The organism is Streptomyces sp. B21-083 (genome assembly GCF_036898825.1).
Lineage (GTDB): Bacteria > Actinomycetota > Actinomycetes > Streptomycetales > Streptomycetaceae > Streptomyces.
The window spans coordinates 1,967,739-1,984,823 of sequence record NZ_JARUND010000002.1 but is presented as its reverse complement, the minus strand read 5'-3'; the positions used below and the strand labels follow the sequence as shown (position 1 = coordinate 1,984,823).

Here is a 17,085-nt window from a genome sequence, read left to right as displayed (position 1 = left end):
GAATTTTACGGGTTGCCGGCCGAGCGGTACGCACGGAGGCGCTCGTACGCCTCCAGGCCGTCCGGCACCCACTCCCACTCGCCCAGCCGCCGCTCCACCTCGTCCTGGGGCAGGAACGCGTGCCAGGCGACCTCCTCCACCTGGGGGTGGACGGGCAGCTCGCAGCGGACCTCGTACACCGCCGACCACCAGCTCCCGCCGGCGCCGTTGTCGTACAGGAACCTGAAGGCGGGCTCGGGGCGGGGCAGGCCCGTGACGCCGAGTTCCTCCTCGGCCTCCCTCAGGGCGGCGGCGTCGTACGACTCGCCCGCGCCCACGACTCCGCCGACGAACATGTCGTACAGGGAGGGAAAGACCAGCTTGGTGGGGGTGCGGCGATGGACGAAGATGCGGCCGTGGGCGTCCCTGGCCTGGATGAAGACGCAGCGGTGGCGCAGCCCGCGCGCGTACGCCTCGCCCCGTGGGGACCGGCCGACGACCTGGTCGTTCTCGTCGACGATGTCGAGGATCTCGTCAGCGGGATCACCAGGAACAGCAGGATCGGCGGGATCAGCCGGACCAGCGGGATCACCAGGAAGAGCGGGGCCAGCGGGATCAGCCGGATCGGCGGGAGTGCTCTCGGCGAAGTGAGTGCTCATGTCTGCCATCCAAGCCCATCGTCCTCGGTGCGCAGCCGCTCGGCATCGCCGGGTGCAGGCCCAGCAGGACGATTCCCACGATCACCGCGGCGAGGCCCGCCGCCTCCCATGCGAGCGCCCCGGTGTCGGTACGCAGCCGGTCGCCGAGGAAGCCGACGCCGCAGACGATGCCGGCCAGCGGCTGGGCCGCCGTGAGGGCGGGGAGGGACATGCGCAGGGGAGCGGTCTCGAAGGCGCTCTGGACCAGGATCAGGCCGGTGAGGCCGAGGAGCAGTACGCCGTACGGCTGCCAGCCGGTGAGGAGGTGCGTCAGGCCGCCCTCCGAGAAGCGCTGGCCGCTGACCCGTGTCAGGGCGTCCTGTACGCCGTAGAGGAGGCCGGCGGCCAGGGCCAGGAGAACCGGGCCCGCGCTGAGCCGGGAGCGCTTCGCGTACGTCGTGAGGAGCAGGGCGACGCCGAGCATGGCGCCGATGATCAGCCAGTGGCGCCAGGGGTCCGAGACGGCGGAGCCGCCGCGCGGTTCGCCCGCCACGATGAACGCCGTCACCCCGCCGGCGAGGAGCAGCAGGCCCGTCCAGCCCTGGCGGCCCAGCGGCTGCTTGGTCTGCCTGCGGGAGAGGGCGAGCGCGAAGAGCAGGTTCGTCGCGAGGAGCGGCTCCACCAGGGACACCTCGCCCTGGCTCAGCGCGACGGCGCCCAGCACCATGCCCGCCACCATCAGGCCGATACCGCCGAGCCAGCGCGGCACCCGCACCAGGTCCAGCAGCAGCCGCGGGGAGAGGAAGTCGCTCAGGGGGGCCAGCCGGGCCACGTTCTGCTGGAGGACGAAGCCGAGGCCCAGACAGCAGGCGGCGCTCACGGCGAGAGTCAGAACCAGGACGGACACGCGACGTACCTCGATGACGGGGCAGGGGTATGGGGTGTGGTAATAGCCGACTGTAGCCGTCCCCGACCGGTCCTGCCCCGAAGATGTGACGGAATCGTGAAGCCGGCGGTCCGTCCGCGTCCGCGTGGTGACCGTTTCGCGACTTAACGTCATCCCTACGGTATTGGCAGGGCCTGCCGGGTTCTGTCAGCTCGTCAGGTCAACTGTCCTATACAGATGCGTAATTGACACGTGTCGTATGCGGAACCGGCCTTGACGTGAAGCATTCGTGGAGGGTTTGCTGTCCGTGATCAACCGATGGCCGTCGAATGATCGCCGTCCGCAGACCGCGTCGTGTGAGGAAGTTCCCCGCGGTGTCTCCACCTCCACCACCCCTGGGCCGGGGCCGTAAGCGTGCCGCCCAGGCCTTCGACGCCGCGCTCGACGACACCGAACTCGTCGCCGCGCGCACCGCGCTGGCCCAGGGACGCTGGCAGGCTGTCCGCGCACTGCTCGCCACCACCGGCGACGACTGGGACCGCCGGGGGCACCGGGTCACCGTCCTCGCCCTGGAATCCGGCACCGCCGCCTGGGCCCGGGACTGGCTGCTGGCCGAACCCGAGTCCGTCGACGCCTCCGTCCTGCTCGCCTCGGCCACCGTCCAGCGGGCCCTGGCGGGCAAGGACAAGCCGGTCCGGGCCCGTGACGCCTGCCATGCCGCCGCCGCGCTCGCTCCCGCCGACCCCACGCCCTGGCTCGGGCTGCTCCAGCTGGAGCGGAGGATGGGCCTGGAGGAGACCGTCGTCCAGCTCTTCGACGAGGTCCGGCACCGCTACCCCGACCACCACCACGCCCACCATCTGATGGTCGCGCGCCTGGCCGAGCGCCGTACCGCCGCCGGCCAGGATCCGCTGCACGAGGTGTACGACTTCGCCAACTGGGCCGTCGAACAGGCCCCCGCGGACTCGCCGTTGGCGATCCTGCCGGTCGTCGCCCACGCCGAGCGCTACCGCGTCCTCGCCGCCGCCGGCCTGGAGTCCGCCGACCCGGCGTCCTCCGGGCACTGGGTCGGAAGGCGGGCCCGTCAGGTGATGAAAGCCGCGTTCGACTGGTGGCTGGAGTGGGAGCGCGACGACCATCCGCGCCGCATGGTCGACCTCAACTTCCTTGCCCACGCCAAGTTCTGCGAGGGCAGGGGCGCGGAGGCCGCGGCCCTGTTCCACCGGATCGGCCCGCATCAGACACCCGTCCCGTGGTCCTACCCGGACCGCGACCCGCACACCGCCTTCCGTGCCGCCCGCGCCAGCGCGCTCGGCACGGTGTAACGCCGCACACGCTTCACGCACGACTGAACACGCACGACTGAACACGCCTGACTGATCACGCACGACTGATCACGCATCACCGATCACGTATCACCTCACGCACCAGTGAAAATTTCCGTACGCCCGAAAGGACAACCCCGCGATGACGACGGGCAGTTCGAGCACCAGCAGACCCAGCGCCGGCGACAGCGGCATCAGTACCTTCAAGGGGCAGGAGCGCGCCCTGCGCGCGGACCGCCTCGGCACCGGGGGGCTGCTGCTCTCCGTGCTCGCCGCGACCGCTCCCCTCATGGTGGTCGCAGGTGTCATGCCCACCACATTCGCGGTGATGGGCATCGTCGGCCAGCCCCTGCTCTTCGTCCTCCTCGGTGTCGTCCTCGTCCTCTTCAGCGTCGGGTACGCCGAGATGAGCCGCCACGTCCACAACGCGGGTGCCTTCTACGCGTACATCTCGCGCGGCCTCGGCGGCACCGCCGGGGCGAGCGCCGCGATGCTCGCACTGGTCGCCTACAACGCCCTCCAGGTCGGTATCTACGGCATCTTCGGATTCGAGGTGTCCAACCTGTTCTCCACCTACCTGGACACCCAAGTCACCTGGTGGATACCGGCGTTGCTGGCCGCGCTGGCCGTCGGCGCGCTCGGCTGGCTGAAGATCGACGTCAACGCGCGCGTGCTCGGCGTGCTGATCGTCATCGAGGTCGTCCTCGTCGTCATCTTCGACATCGCCGCCGTCGCCGACCCGGCGAAGGAGGGCCTGTCGCTGCACGCCTTCAACCCGGACACCCTCACCGGCGCGGGCGTCGGCACCGCCCTTTGCTTCTGCATCGCCGCCTTCACCGGCTTCGAACAGGCCCCGGTGTACGCCGAGGAGACGAGCCGACCGCACGTCCTGGTCCCGCGCGTGATGTTCCTCGCCGTCAGCTTCGTCGCCGTCTTCTTCGCGATCAGCTCATGGGCGTTCACCGTCGCCGCGGGCCCCTCCGCGATCATCGGCACCGCGCAGAAGGAGAGCGCTGGACTTTTGTTCTCCCTCACCGAGTCCCGGCTCGGCGGTACCTTCACGGACATCCTGCACGTCCTGTTCGTCACCGGCATGTTCGCGGCGCTGCTCAGCTTCCACAACGTGGTCGCCCGGTACGCCTTCGCCATGGGCCGCGAGGGACTGCTGCCCGCGGCCTTCGGCCGTACCACCGGCGCGAGCGGCGCGCCCGGCACCGGTTCGCTCCTGCAGACCGGGGTGGCCGTGCTGGTCGTGGCCGCCTTCGCGATCTCCGACGACGGCCCGGTGGGCGACCCCACCACTCCCGTGCTGAAGCTGTTCACCTGGCTGGGCAACATCGGCGCCCTGGGCGTGATCGTGCTGATGGCGGCGGCCTCCGTCTCGGTCATCGTCTTCTTCGCCCGTCGCGGCGCCGTGGGCGCCCAGGCCTGGCGGCTGGTGACGTCCGCGCTGGCCGGCGTCGCGCTGCTCGTCATCGCCGGCTACACGATCAAGGACTTCGACGTCCTGGTCGGTACGGGCCCGGACTCGTCCCTCAACTGGCTGCTCCCCGGGATCATCGGCGCCGCCGTGGTCGTCGGCCTGGTCCAGGGCCTGGTCCTGCGCTCCCGCAGGCCCGAGGTGCACGCCCGGATCGGGCTCGGCAACGAGGCGTTCCAACTGGAGAAGGCGGCGGAGTCGGCCGAGTCGGCGGAGTCCGCCGAGGCGGTCTCCTGAGCACCGCTTCCGGGGCCGCCACCTGAGAACAGGGTGAGAAGCGGTTACGGAAGTCTGACGCGCACCCGCGATCCCTGGCTCGACAGGGGTCGCGGGTGTTCGAATGGATACGTGAACTCCGAACGACCCCGACCGCAACCGTCCGAGCGACCCGGGGCAGGTGAAGAACGCGACGGGCGCGAGCGGGGCACGCCCATCGGCCGCCGGGTGCTGCTCGGTACCCTCGGCCTCGGCGCCCTGGGCGTGGTCGCCGCGCCTGGCCTCCAGCGTGGCATGGAGTCCTTCCTCGCCGGCGCGGCGGAGAAGGACCCCACCGGACTGACCGGCCTCCTCCCGAACGGCGGCGGCTTCCGCTACTACTCGGTGACGTCCTCAGTACCCCACAAGGACGCGGGCGACTACCAGCTGAAGATCGACGGCCTCGTCGACAGACCGGCCACCTACACCCTGGCCGACCTGCGGGCGATGCCCCAGACCAGGATGGTCAAGGACGTGCAGTGCGTCACGGGCTGGCGGGTCCCCGGCACGCCCTTCGAAGGGGTCCGGCTGTCCCGGCTCCTGGACGCGGCCGGGGTGCGGTCCTCGGCCGGGGCGGTGCGCTTCACCTGCTTCGACGGCGCCTACAGCGAGAGCCTCACCCTCGACCAGGCGCGCCGCGCCGACGTCCTGGTCGCGCTGCGCATGCAGGACAAGAACCTGAGCCACAGCCACGGCGGCCCGGTCCGCCTCTACGTCGCCCCCATGTACTTCTACAAGTCCGCCAAGTGGCTCTCCGGCATCACGGTCACCGAGGACGTCCGGGCCGGCTACTGGGAGAACCGGGGCTACGACATCGACGCCTGGGTCGGCAAATCGAACGGACGCGACGATGACCCTACGAGCTGACGCCCCGGCGTCCTCCGCCACGGAGGTACGCCGCTTCGGCCGCTCCCAGAGGTGGGTGCACCGCGTGACGGCCGCGCTGATGGGCGTGTGCGTGGTGACGGCGGCGTGTCTGTACATCCCCCAGTTCGCCGAGCTGGTCGGCCGCCGCGAACTGGTGGTCCGCGTCCACGAGTGGGCGGGCCTCGCCCTGCCGGTACCCCTGCTGGCCGGCCTGGCCTCCCGCGCCTTCCGCGCGGACCTCGGCTTCCTCAACCGCTTCGGCCCGCACGACCGCGTCTGGCTGCGCGCGGCCCTACGGCGTGACAAGCGCCGCGCCTCCCGTCCGGCGGGCAAGTTCAACGCGGGCCAGAAGGTCTACGCGTCCTGGATCGCGGGCGCCACCCTGGTCATGCTCGGCACGGGTCTGCTCATGTGGTTCACCCACCTCACCCCGCTGATGTGGCGCACCAGCGCGACCTTCGTCCACGACTGGCTGGCGCTCACCATCGGCATCGTCCTGGCCGGCCACATCGGCATGGCCCTGGGCGACCCGGAGGCCCGCCGGGGCCTGCGAACGGGCTCGGTGAGCAAGGAATGGGCAAGGCACGAACACTCCCTGTGGCACCCCCAGAACCACAACCACCAAGGCGACCACCCCGGCGAGGGGTGAAACATGTCCCCTCCGGCGCGGGTGGCGCGCCCGCTAGGGGCGCGGGGAACTGCGCGACCAGCCACGACGGCCCCGCACGCAACAACGCACCGGCGGACCCGGGCCCCAGCGGCGGCTGGCGTGCCGCCGTCTCGCCCGGCGCGGGGTGGCGAGCCCGTCAGGGGCGCGGGGAACTGCGCGACCAGCCACGACGGACCCGCACGCAACAACGCACCGGCAGCTCTCGGCCCCAGCGGCGGCAGGCGTGCCGCCGTCTCTCCCGGCGCGGGGTGGCGAGCCCGTCAGGGGCGCGGGGAACGGCGCGACCAGCCACGACGGACCCGCACCCGACACCGCACGCCCCCTCCGCAGTGCGCTACACCCCGCCGAAATCCAGCAGCACCTTGCACGACCTGCCCCGGTCCGCCGCCTGCGTGAACGCCGACTCCGCCTCCTCGACCGGGACCACCGCGCTGACCAGCCCGTCGAGGGCCGGCTCGGACGCCAGCAGGGCCAGGGCGTCGTCGAACTCCGTGTCGAAGCGGAAGGCGCCCCGCAGCTCGATCTCCCGGGTGACGACGAGGTTGCCCGCGAAGGGGCTGGGCCCGGGCGGCAGCAGGCCGAGCTGTACGACGACGCCACCCCGGCGCACCAGACGAAGGCAGGTGTCCAGCCCGGCGGCCACCCCCGACGCCTCGACGGCCACGTCCACCTCGGCCGGCCACCCGGGATCGCCGGGATCGTCCGCCCGTACGACCGAGTCGGCGCCCGCGACGGCCGCGTACCGCAGGGCCTGGGGGAGCAGGTCCGTGACCGTCACCCGGTCCGCACCGGCCGCCTTCGCCGCCGCGACGACCAGGCACCCGATGGGCCCGGCGCCGGTGACCAGGACGTGCCTGCCGGACAGGTCCCCGGCCCGGCGTACGGCGTGCAGGGCGACGGAGAGGGGTTCGGCCAGCGCCGCCAGATGCAGCGGCAGGCCCGCCGGTACGGGCCTCAACTGCTCGGCGGGGACGACGAGTCGCGCCGCGAAGCCGCCCTGGACGTGGGGTGTGCGGGCGGCGCTGCCGAGGTAGCGCGTGTCCCGGCAGACGTTGCGCCGACCGGACGCGCACTCCGGACACACTCCGCACGGGGTCGCCGGGTGCACGGCAACCGGCGTACCCACGGCGGGACCTGACGTACCGTCACCATAGGAGACGACCGTCCCCACGACCTCGTGGCCCAGTACCATCGGTTCCTTGAGGCGGAAGTCGCCGACCCCGCCGTGCCGCCAGTAGTGCAGGTCCGAGCCGCAGACTCCGCCGTACCGGACCGCCACCAGCGCCTCGCCGGGTCCGGGGGACGGTACCGGCAGTGCGTCGACCCGCAGGTCACCCTCGCCATGAATCACGCAACCGAGCATCGGGAGAACCCCTTTCGCGTCCGCGTTCGTCCCTGTCACAGGACGCTGGTCATGCCGCCGTCGACGTACAGCACCTGTCCGCCGACGAAGTCCGCCGCCGGGGAGGCGAGGAACAGCACCCCACCCACCAGGTCCTCCGTACGCCCCCACCGCCCGGCCGGCGTGCGCTTGCGCACCCAGGCGCTGAACTCCGGGTCGTCGACCAGGGGTTGGGTCAGTTCCGTCTCGATGTAGCCGGGGCCGAGGGCGTTGACCTGGACTCCGTGCGGGCCCCAGTCCGCGCACATGCCCTTGGTGAGCATCTTCAGCGCGCCTTTGGTGGCTGTGTAGGGCGCGATGCCCGGGCGGGCCACCTCGCTCTGGACCGAGCAGATGTTGATGATCTTGCCGTGGCCGCGTTCCGTCATCCGGCGGGCCGCCTCCCGGCCCACCAGGAACGCGCTGGTGAGGTTGGTGTCGAGGATGCGGTGCCAGTCGGAGTCGCTGAACTCCAGGAGCGGGGCCCGCAGTTGCATGCCGGCGTTGTTGACCAGGATGTCGAGCGGGCCGACCCGCTCCTCGATGTCAGCGATACCGGCGGCGACCGAGGGGCCGTCGGTGACGTCGAAGGCGGCGGTGTGGATGGCCCCGGTCTCCGAGGCCAGTTCGGCGGCGGCCTTCGTCAACCGGTCGCCGTCGCGCCCGTTGAGGACGACCGTGCAGCCCGCCTCGGCCAGTCCCCGGGCCAGGGCGAAGCCGATGCCCCGGCTGGACCCGGTGACCAGAGCCGTACGGCCGCTGATGTCGAACAGAGGGTGACTCATTCCCGTACCCCTAGATCACGAGTGACAGCAGCAGGACCAGGCCGCCCGCGACCACGGAGATGATCGTCTCCATGACCGACCAGGTCTTGAGGGTCTGGCCGACGCTCAGGCCGAAGTACTCCTTGACCAGCCAGAATCCGGCGTCGTTGACATGGCTGAAGAAGAGGGAGCCGGCGCCGATGGCCAGGACCAGGAGGGCCGCGTGGGCCGTCGACATGTCGGCCGCGAGCGGGGCCACGAGGCCGGCCGCGGAGACCGTAGCCACCGTCGCCGAGCCCGTCGCCAGCCGGATCGCCACCGCGATCAGCCAGGCCAGCAGCAGGGCCGGGATCGACCAGTCCTGGGAGATGTCCAGGACCATCTTGCCGACCCCGGAGTCGATCAGCGTCTGCTTGAAACCGCCACCGGCGCCGACGATCAGCAGGATGCCCGCGATGGGCGCGAGGCCCGTCTCGACGATCCGCGATATGCGTTCCTTCGAGAAGTCGGCGGGGCGGCCCAGCGTGAAGATGCCCACGAGGACGGCGGCGAGCAGCGCGATCAGCGGGGAGCCGGCGACGTCGAAGACGCGCTGCACCATGTGTGTGGGGTCGTCGATGATGATGTCGACCAGGGCCTTGGACAGCATCAGGACGACGGGAAGGAGGATCGTGGCGAGGGTGGCGCCGAAGCCGGGACGCTTCTCCAGGTCCTCGGAGGGGCGCTGAGGGATCATGCGGTCGGGGGCGGGCACATCCACCCAGCGGGCCGCGACCTTCGAGAACAGCGGGCCGGCGATGATCACCGTCGGGATGGCGACCAGGACACCGAGCGCCAGCGTCACACCGAGGTTGGCGCCGACCGCGTCGATCGCGATCAGCGGACCGGGGTGCGGCGGGACCAGGCCGTGCATGACGGACAGACCCGCGAGCGCCGGGATGCCGATGCGCATCAGGGAGTAGTTGCCGCGCTTGGCGACCATCAGGACGACCGGGATCAGCAGGACGACGCCGACCTCGAAGAACAGGGGCAGGCCGATCACCGAGGCGATCAGGACCATCGCCCACGGCATGGTCCGGCCCGACGCCCTCGCCAGGATCGTGTCGACGATCTGGTCCGCGCCGCCGGAGTCGGCGAGCAGCTTGCCGAGGATCGCGCCCAGGGCGATCAGGACGCCAACGCCGGCCACCGTCGAGCCGAGCCCGGTGGTGAAACTGGCGATGGTCTTGTCGAGCGGCGCGCCCGCGAAGGCGCCCAGCGCGAGCGAACCGATGGTCAGGGCCAGGAAGGCGTGCAGCTTGAACTTGGTGATCAGCAGGACGATGAGCGCGATGCCCGCCAGCACGGCGACGCCCAGCTGGGCATGGCCGGCCGAGGTGATCGGCTCGACGGTGTCCGCTGCCAGCATCTCGACGCTGAGTCTGGTCACGGTGGTTCCCTTGTCTTCTGGAGTACTTCAGGAGTCTCTGGAGTCTGGAGAGGGACTCTCCAGGGCAATGGGCTATGGCCCATGGGCTTACGGGCTACGGGCTACGGGCTACGGGTTACGGGGTGCCTCGGGGCCGTCGAGGTCGCCGAGCGCCGCCACGGCACGGGCGGTGATCTCCTCCGGGGTGCCGGAGACGTTCACCGCGACGCCCGCCTCGTCCGGTTCGAGCGGCTGGAGGGTGGCGAACTGGGAGTCGAGCAGCGCCGTCGGCATGAAGTGACCCTGCCGGTGCGCCATCCGGTCCTCGATGAGCGCCCGGTCACCGGTGAGGTGCACGAAGACCACCCCGGGTGCGGCGGCACGCAGCCGGTCGCGGTACGACCGCTTCAGCGCCGAACTGCTCACCACCCCGCCGACCCCGGCCCGGCCGTGCGCCCACTCGCCGATGGAGTCCAGCCACGGCCAGCGGTCGTCGTCGGTCAGCGGGGTCCCGGCCGTCATCTTGTGGATGTTGGCCGGGGGGTGGAAGTCGTCGCCCTCGGCGTACGGAACGCCGAGCCGGGCCGCGAGCAGGGGACCGATCGTGGTCTTCCCGGTGCCCGCGACGCCCATGACCACGACGACGTGGGGGGTAAGCGTTTGCTCCATGGACGCAATGAAACGCATTAGGTACGACAAATTCAAGACCCGGGAAGATTAAGTCTGACTTTTTGGAAGTGTGACGCGCCACGTACTCTGAGTGCATGAGCACACCGGGCCGAGGGCTGCACGGCCATGTACTGGAAACCCTCGGGCCGGCGATCACCGCGGGCGAGTACCCCCCCGGCAGCGTTCTGCGCACGGACGAACTGGCCCAGCGCTTCGAAGTGTCACGCTCCGTGATGCGGGAGGCGGTCCGGGTCCTGGAGTCGATGCACCTGGTCGAGTCCCGCCGCCGGGTCGGCGTCACGGTCCGCCCCAAGGCCGAGTGGAACGTGTACGACCCCCAGGTCATCCGCTGGCGGCTGGCGGGCGCCGACCGCCCGCAACAGCTGCGCTCCCTCACCGTGCTGCGCTCCGCCATCGAACCGGTCGCCGCGGGCCTGGCCGCCAAGTTCGCCACCGCCGAGCAGTGCGCGCGGCTCACGGAATGCGCGCTGGGCATGGTGGCCAACTCGCGCGGCCATCAGCTGGAGGGCTATCTCGTCCACGACATGGCGTTCCACCGGGTGATCCTGGAGGCCTCCGGCAACGAGATGTTCGCCCGCCTGGGCGACGTCGTCGCGGAGGTCCTGGCCGGCCGTACCCATCACGAGGTCATGTTCGAGGACCCCGACCCGACCGCCGTCACCCTGCACGTACAGGTCGCCGAGGCGGTCCGCGAGGGCGACGGGGAGCGCGCGGAACGGCTCACCCGGGAGATCGCGGTCGGGGCCCTCCAGGAACTCGACATCCTCGCGCCCTAGTTTTCCTAGTTTTCCTGGGAGCCCTGGGAGGTCTACGAGTCCTGGGCGCCCTGTTCGCTCCCGGCACCCGCGTCGATGTCTCCGTCGACGTACACCCACGCCCCGTCGGCCCGCTCGAACCGGCTCCGCTCCCGCAGCGCACCGCCCCGGTAGGAGGCCCGGAAACTCACGGTCCCGGTGGTGTGGAACGCCGTACCGTCGCCCGTTTCGATGATCTCCAGGCCCGTCCACCGCATCCCGGGGTCGAATGAGATCCCCGCCGGGCGGGTACGCGGGTGCCAGGTGCGCAGGAGATAGGGCTCGTCCCGCTTCACGAAAGCGCTGTAGCGGGAGCGCATCAGGGTCTCGGCGGTCGGTGCCGCCGCCTGACCCCGGTGGAATCGGCCACAGCACCTTTCGTACGTCTCCGCAAGACCGCACGGACATGTGGAGCTCTGAACAGGGGTGGAGGGGCGTTGGCGCCGGAGATGCGCGGTACGTCGGGACATGCCCGCCATTCTGCTGTACGGGCTGCATCATCGGCTGTGCGCATTGTGTGAAGTGGCTGACCCGACACGCGCACGTCGCGTGCGAGTCGTGCGCGGTGGTCTTCATCGAACCTTCCCCGCGGGTGGCGTGAACACGTCTTGCTGGCTCAACTCCCCACCCCCAATGGTGGATTACGCACTTGAGCATCAGGAGTCGCAAGCGTGTTGCTTGGCCCGGGGCGGCCGTCCGTCCGGGGCTCTGACGGGGGAAAGCTGATGAGGTGTCATGGGCCGGCGCGTTCACGCGCTCCGGACAGTTCCGTGCGCACCCGACCGGACGACTCTCCCTCCGCCTCCTCTTGGTGCCCTCATCCGGTGCCCGGACAGAGATTGGAGGGGGAATGCCGACGACAGCAGTGGGTGCGGCCAGGCCGACATACCCCGGCGTCTACGTCGAAGAGCTTCCCAGCAGCAGTCGTACCGTCTCCGCCGTGACCACGTCGGTGACCGCGTTCGTGGGGCACACCCGGCGCGGTCCACTGAACGAACCCGTGCGTGTCACCGGATTCACCGAGTTCGAGCGGCGGTTCGGCGGCCTCGCCTCGCAGAGCGCCGTCGCCTACGCCGTGCACCAGTTCTTCGGCAACGGCGGCTCCGTCGCCGTGATCGTGCGGGTCGCGAAGTCCGGCAGCGGCAAGGCCGCGTGTGTCGCCCTGCAGTCCACCGAGGGCCACAGCGAAGCCCACGTCCTCGACGTGCACGCCAGGGAACCCGGCGTGTGGGGCAACGGCCTGCGCGTCGCCGTGGACTACGACACCCCGAACTGCGACGAGACCTTCAACCTGCGGGTGTACGACGCGAAGGGCGACGCTCGCGAGTCATTCACCGGGCTGTCGATGGACGAGGGAAACGGGCGGTACGCGCCGACCGTCGTCAACGCCGGATCGCGGCTCATCCGCGTCGAGGCGGTCGGGGAGGGGCGGCCCGATCCGTCCGGGACCGTGTCCAAGCCCTTCGGCAACGAACTGCCCGACCTGGCTGTCGACGTGACCGTCAAGATCGGGCGCGTGGAGCGGGAGTTCACGCTCTACGACCCCGAGTGCGACGGCGAAGTCCCGTGCTCCGTCGCCGAGTTGGCGCTGCTGCTGGAGCGCAAGCTGCGGGCGCTGCCCGACGCGCCGGGCCGGCACGCCTACGCGGGTGTCGAAGTCACCGCGTTCGGGCGGCGGTTGCAGGTCGTCGCCGGGTCCACCGACCCCGAGGACGTCGTCCGCTTCCTCGGCCAGTGTGCCAACGACCTGGGCCTCGAAGCGTCCGTCAACCCACCCGTCTTCCCTCTGGAGGGCGGCGAGGACGGCAAGGCTCCCGGCCCGCGCGACCTCATCGGCTCCGAGGCCGCCAAGACCGGTATCCAGGCCCTGCGTGGCGTCGCCGACGTCAACCTGCTGGCCCTGCCCGAGCTGGCGGCGTACGAGAAGACCGAGGACATGCTCACCGTCGTCTCGGCGGCCCAGCGGCTGTGCGAGGAGCGGCGGATCTTCCTGCTCGTCGACGCGCCCGGCACCTGGGTGAGCGTCGACACGGCCCGTGCCGGGCTCGCCGCCTTCGACGCGGTCCGGGGCAGCCACGCCGGTCTGTACTTCCCGCACATCCAGCTCACCGACCCGCTCACCGGACGGCTGCGCGCCTTCCCGCCGTCGGGCGCCGTCGCCGGGGTCGTCGCCCGGACCGACGCGGAACGTGGGGTGTGGAAGGCGCCGGCCGGGACGGAGGCCCGTCTCGCGGGCGTCCACTCGATGACTGTCGACCTGACCGACCGTGAGACCGGGTTGCTCAACCCGCTCGGCGTCAACTGCCTGCGGACGTTCCCCATGACGGGTCCGCTGGTATGGGGGGCGCGCACGCTGGACGGTTCCGACGCGCTCGACAGCGAGTGGAAGTACGTACCCGTGCGGCGGCTCGCTCTGCATGTCGAGGAGAGCCTCCAACGGGGCCTGCAGTGGGTCGTGTTCGAGCCCAATGACGAGAGTCTCTGGCAGCAGATCCGGCTGGGCGCGTCCTCGTATCTGCACACCCTGTTCCGGCAGGGCGCTTTCAAGGGCAGTACGCCGCGCGAGGCGTACTTCGTCAAGTGCGACCACGAGACGACGACCGACGAGGACGTCGCGAACGGCGTCGTGAACGTCCTGGTGGGCATCGCCCCGGTGCGTCCCGCGGAGTTCGTGATCGTCAGGATCCAGCAGATGTCCGGACAGTTCGCCCTCTAGGGCCACGAAGGACCCCGACGGACCCCGAAGGTCCCTGAACATCGTGGAGAGTTGAAGGAATCCGATGGCTGAGTTCACGGTCAACGCCCAGCGCTTCGACCCGTACAAGAACTTCAAGTTCCTGGTCCTGTGGGACGGTCGTACGGTCGCCGGCATCAGCAAGATCAGTCCGCTCAAGCGGACCACGGAGGTCGTCAAGCACCGCCACGGCGGCGACCCCTCCTCCCCGCGCAAGTCGCCGGGACGCTCCGAGTTCGAGGGCATCACCCTGGAGCGCGGGGTCACGCACGATCCCGAGTTCGACCGCTGGGCCAACAAGGTCTGGCAGATCGGGGCGGGCCTCGGCTCCGAGGTGTCCCTCGCGGACTTCCGCAAGGACATCGTCATCCAGGTCCTCAACGAGGCCGGCCAGGTCGCCGTCTCGCACAAGCTCTACCGGACCTGGCCCAGCGAGTACCAGGTCCTCGGCGAACTCGACGCCAACGCCAACGCGGTGGCCATCCAGTCGCTCAAGTTGGAGTGCGAGGGCTGGGAGCGGGACTACGAGGTGCCCGAACCCCAGGAGCCCTCGTTCCTGAACCCGGCCTGAAACGACGGTAGTTGATCGCAACTCGATCGAATCGGGGGACGGTATGGCGATCACCTCGGCGGCCGGACTGCTGGCCGCCTGGGAGGCGGGACTCGCCGAGGCGCCGGTCGGGCGTGCGCTGCTGCTGCACCGCACGGCACGTCCGGACGTCGACACCGGGAGGCTGCCACAGCTTCCGGTGGGCGAGCGTGAGGCGGACCTGTTCGCGCTGCGCCGCTCGCTGTTCGGCGAACGCATGCAGGTACGGCTCGCGTGCTCGGCGTGCGGCGAGGACATGGAGTTCGAGCTGGACGCAGGGGAGTTGGCACGCTCGCTGGGCGGGCAGGAGGGTTCGCGGGGCGCGGCGGACGGTCCGGGCGGTTCGCCGACCGGGAGCGGCGAGGTGGCTGCGTCCGGGCTGGGTCGTTCCGTTGTGCGGGTTCAGCAGGATGGCTGGGACGTCGTGTTCCGAGTGCCCGGGGTTCTCGATCTCGCCGTGGCGGGCCGGGCGGCGGATCCGCGCGGGGCGCTGCTCGCGCGGTGCCTCGTGTCCGCGGCGCACGACGGGGCCGCCGTCTCCGCGACAGACCTGCCCGTCACCGTGCAGCGCCGGATCGCCGAAGCCGTCGAGGCGGCCGACCCGGGCGCCGACCTGGCGCTGAACGTGGCCTGCCCCGAGTGCGGCGCGGCCACCCGGGCCGAACTCGACATCGCCTCCTACCTGTGGACCGAACTGGACGCCTGGGCCCGGGACGTCCTCCTCGACGTCCATCTGCTCGCCACCGCGTACGGCTGGAGCGAGCCGGAGATCCTGGCGCTCAGCCCGCTGCGGCGCCGCTACTACCTGGAGCTGTGTGCGGATGTCTGACTCCCCTGCGGGAAGCGGGCGATCAAGCCTGCCCGAGCCCGACTTCCTCGACCGGCTCATCGCCCGGCACACCGCCGAAGCCGCCCCGGACACGACCCGGGTGCGGCCCCGACTCCCCGGGCCGTTCGAACGGGTCGAGGCGGTACGGGCCACGGCACCCGACCCGGACGGGCAGGCCCCGTTGTGGCCCGCCGCCCCGGCCGCCGCCGCGACCCACCCGGACCGGCCGCACCTGACCGTGTTCGAGGCCCGCCCGCGCTCGGAACGGGAGCGGACCGTCGTACACACAGAACGGGTGTACGACGACCGGCCCGCCGAACCCGCGCCGCGCAGCACCGACCCCCAGGGGCCCCTGCTGCGGCCGGTCACGCCCCTGCTCCCCGGCCCGCGACCGGCCGCCGGGCCCGCGCGCCGCACGGCGAGCGGTCGGCGCCCCGAGGACGACTCCACCCGGACCGTGGCGCCCACGCCCCGCACCCCGGGCCCGGACACCGCTTCCCGCGCCGCCGTGTCCGCGGCCCCGCGACCCAGCGCCGCGGACACGACCGCGGCACGCGAGGCCGTACGGCAGGCCACCGCACGGCGGCCCGGACGGGCGCCCGAGCAGGTGGTTGAGGTACGGATCGGGCGGCTCGAAGTGACGGCGGCGGCGCCCCCGGGAGGCACCCGTCGCCGTACGACGGCTGCCGAGCGACCCGGAGCGACCGTGAGCCTCGCGGACTATCTGGCCCGGGGGCGCGAGTGAACCGCGCGACGCGGCCGGCGGAGAAAGCAGTCGGACGAGCAGCAGGGACCGAGGAACTGACGTCATGAGCAACGCACTTGCCATCGCCCACGTCACCCAGGCCCTCGCCGTCCTGATCGAGAACAACCTGGGGCCGGAGTTCGACGCGGCCGTCACGGTCGAGACCCGAAAGCCGCCGACCGAACCGTCCGGCGAACCGACCATCCATGTGTTCCTGTACCAGGTCACGCCCAACACCTCGCAGCGCAACAACGACCTGCCGACCCGCGCCGCCGACGGCACGCTGGTCAAGCGGCCCGCCGCCGCACTGGACCTGCACTTCCTGATCAGCGCGTACGGCGAGGAGAACGAGCTGGTCGGGCAGCGACTGATCGGCATGGTCGTCCGCACCCTGCACGAGATACCGATCCTGCCGAAGGACGTCATCGAACAGGCGGGTGAGAAGCCGTACTTGGCGGGCAGCGACCTTCTGGAATCGGCGCAGCGCGTCCGCTTCACACCGACGGTGATGGACGTCGACGAGACGTCGAAGCTCTGGGGAATGCTCTACCAGACCCCGTACTCGCTGTCGGTCGTCTACCAGGCCGCCCTCGTCCTCGTCGATGGTCGTGCGGCACCGGTCGCGGCGAAGCCGGTCCAGCGGTCCGATGTGCGCGTGCTGCCGTTCGGGGCGCCGGGAGCACCGGCGCCGGGCGGACGGGCGCTGCCGGTCAACGAGGCTGCGCAGGGCGGGAGTTCCGATACGGATACGGGTACGGCCGCAGAGCCTGACCCTGATCCAGAATCCTCGTCCCGGCCCGGCAAGGCGGCGGCGAAGGTGCCCGCCAGGAAAGCCGTGGTGAAGGTACCGGCGAAGGCGACCCAGTCCCGCACGCGCAAGACGGCCCAGGCGGCGAAGACGACGGAGCCGGGCTCGGGCGGCGGCAGAGCCGTGCGCGGCGGCGCGGGCAAACGCGCGACCGCCGCTCCGGACCGGACCGGGGAGCCCGACACACCTGAGAACACCGAGAGCTGAGGGCCGGGTGCGGACAACGAGCGGGGGCAGCTGACG

General features: G+C 71.1%; 17 protein-coding genes. 10 read left to right on the top strand and 7 right to left on the bottom strand.

The annotated features are described in order from the left end of the window. Nucleotides 1-5: 5 nt before the first annotated feature. Both QA861_RS32850 and QA861_RS32845 read right to left on the bottom strand, forming a co-directional pair. On the bottom strand, nucleotides 6-647 hold the full coding sequence (locus tag QA861_RS32850) for an NUDIX domain-containing protein (RefSeq protein WP_334592279.1): 642 nt from the start codon (nucleotides 645-647) through the stop codon (nucleotides 6-8). Next, nucleotides 595-1,524, bottom strand: a complete 930-nt coding sequence (locus tag QA861_RS32845) for a DMT family transporter (protein ID WP_334592277.1) — start codon at nucleotides 1,522-1,524, stop codon at nucleotides 595-597. The genes QA861_RS32850 and QA861_RS32845 overlap by 53 nt, the downstream gene beginning before the upstream one ends. A gap of 353 nt (nucleotides 1,525-1,877) precedes the next feature. On the opposite strand from QA861_RS32845, the gene QA861_RS32840 reads away from it, so the two are divergent. The 4 genes from QA861_RS32840 (at nucleotide 1,878) to QA861_RS32825 (ending at nucleotide 6,079) form a co-directional block, all read left to right on the top strand. After that, entirely contained in the window at nucleotides 1,878-2,828 is a 951-nt protein-coding gene (locus QA861_RS32840; RefSeq protein ID WP_334592276.1) for a hypothetical protein, read from the top strand. A 142-nt stretch (nucleotides 2,829-2,970) separates the two neighbouring features. After that, the gene (locus tag QA861_RS32835; protein WP_334592274.1) at nucleotides 2,971-4,545 is read left to right on the top strand and encodes an APC family permease; all 1,575 of its coding nucleotides are present in this window, start codon (nucleotides 2,971-2,973) and stop codon (nucleotides 4,543-4,545) included. A 111-nt stretch (nucleotides 4,546-4,656) separates the two neighbouring features. Further along, nucleotides 4,657-5,430, top strand: coding sequence for a molybdopterin-dependent oxidoreductase (locus QA861_RS32830; RefSeq protein WP_334592273.1), 774 nt, complete (start codon nucleotides 4,657-4,659; stop codon nucleotides 5,428-5,430). After that, on the top strand, nucleotides 5,414-6,079 hold the full coding sequence (locus QA861_RS32825; RefSeq protein WP_334592272.1) for a cytochrome b/b6 domain-containing protein: 666 nt from the start codon (nucleotides 5,414-5,416) through the stop codon (nucleotides 6,077-6,079). The genes QA861_RS32830 and QA861_RS32825 overlap by 17 nt, the downstream gene beginning before the upstream one ends. Before the next feature lie 355 nt (nucleotides 6,080-6,434). Here the strand turns inward: QA861_RS32825 and QA861_RS32820 are convergent, their stop codons facing one another. The 4 genes from QA861_RS32820 to QA861_RS32805 form a co-directional block, all read right to left on the bottom strand. Beyond that, a complete protein-coding gene (locus QA861_RS32820; RefSeq protein WP_334592271.1) occupies nucleotides 6,435-7,463 on the bottom strand; it encodes an L-idonate 5-dehydrogenase in 1,029 nt (342 codons plus the stop codon). 35 nt (nucleotides 7,464-7,498) lie between these two features. Next, entirely contained in the window at nucleotides 7,499-8,266 is a 768-nt protein-coding gene (locus QA861_RS32815; RefSeq protein WP_334592270.1) for a glucose 1-dehydrogenase, read from the bottom strand. Nucleotides 8,267-8,276: 10 nt separating this feature from the next. Then, a complete protein-coding gene (locus QA861_RS32810; RefSeq protein WP_334592269.1) occupies nucleotides 8,277-9,674 on the bottom strand; it encodes a GntT/GntP/DsdX family permease in 1,398 nt (465 codons plus the stop codon). Nucleotides 9,675-9,782: 108 nt separating this feature from the next. Beyond that, complete coding sequence (locus tag QA861_RS32805) at nucleotides 9,783-10,322, bottom strand: gluconokinase (protein WP_334592268.1); 540 nt, start codon at nucleotides 10,320-10,322, stop codon at nucleotides 9,783-9,785. 95 nt (nucleotides 10,323-10,417) lie between these two features. Here QA861_RS32805 and QA861_RS32800 point away from each other — a divergent pair, with 95 nt between their 5' ends. Then, complete coding sequence (locus tag QA861_RS32800; protein ID WP_334592267.1) at nucleotides 10,418-11,119, top strand: FadR/GntR family transcriptional regulator; 702 nt, start codon at nucleotides 10,418-10,420, stop codon at nucleotides 11,117-11,119. 32 nt (nucleotides 11,120-11,151) lie between these two features. Here QA861_RS32800 and QA861_RS32795 read toward each other — a convergent pair whose 3' ends face one another. Continuing rightward, a complete protein-coding gene (locus tag QA861_RS32795; RefSeq protein ID WP_334592266.1) occupies nucleotides 11,152-11,607 on the bottom strand; it encodes a YchJ family protein in 456 nt (151 codons plus the stop codon). A 380-nt stretch (nucleotides 11,608-11,987) separates the two neighbouring features. On the opposite strand from QA861_RS32795, the gene QA861_RS32790 reads away from it, so the two are divergent. The 5 genes from QA861_RS32790 to QA861_RS32770 all read left to right on the top strand — a co-directional run bounded on the left by QA861_RS32790 (nucleotide 11,988) and on the right by QA861_RS32770 (nucleotide 17,049). Next, the gene (locus tag QA861_RS32790; protein ID WP_334592265.1) at nucleotides 11,988-13,853 is read left to right on the top strand and encodes a phage tail sheath subtilisin-like domain-containing protein; all 1,866 of its coding nucleotides are present in this window, start codon (nucleotides 11,988-11,990) and stop codon (nucleotides 13,851-13,853) included. Between the two features lie 64 nt (nucleotides 13,854-13,917). Next, nucleotides 13,918-14,442 (top strand): phage tail protein, encoded by a 525-nt coding sequence (locus tag QA861_RS32785; RefSeq protein WP_006376990.1) that lies wholly within the window; start codon nucleotides 13,918-13,920, stop codon nucleotides 14,440-14,442. A 43-nt stretch (nucleotides 14,443-14,485) separates the two neighbouring features. Next, nucleotides 14,486-15,289: a T4 family baseplate hub assembly chaperone gene (locus tag QA861_RS32780; RefSeq protein ID WP_334592264.1), complete on the top strand. Its 804-nt coding sequence runs from the start codon at nucleotides 14,486-14,488 to the stop codon at nucleotides 15,287-15,289. Continuing rightward, nucleotides 15,282-16,034, top strand: a complete 753-nt coding sequence (locus tag QA861_RS32775; RefSeq protein WP_334592263.1) for a serine/threonine-protein kinase — start codon at nucleotides 15,282-15,284, stop codon at nucleotides 16,032-16,034. Before QA861_RS32780 ends, QA861_RS32775 begins: the two co-directional genes overlap by 8 nt. Before the next feature lie 64 nt (nucleotides 16,035-16,098). Next, nucleotides 16,099-17,049, top strand: coding sequence for a Pvc16 family protein (locus QA861_RS32770; protein ID WP_334592262.1), 951 nt, complete (start codon nucleotides 16,099-16,101; stop codon nucleotides 17,047-17,049). The last annotated feature ends 36 nt before the right edge of the window (nucleotides 17,050-17,085 follow it).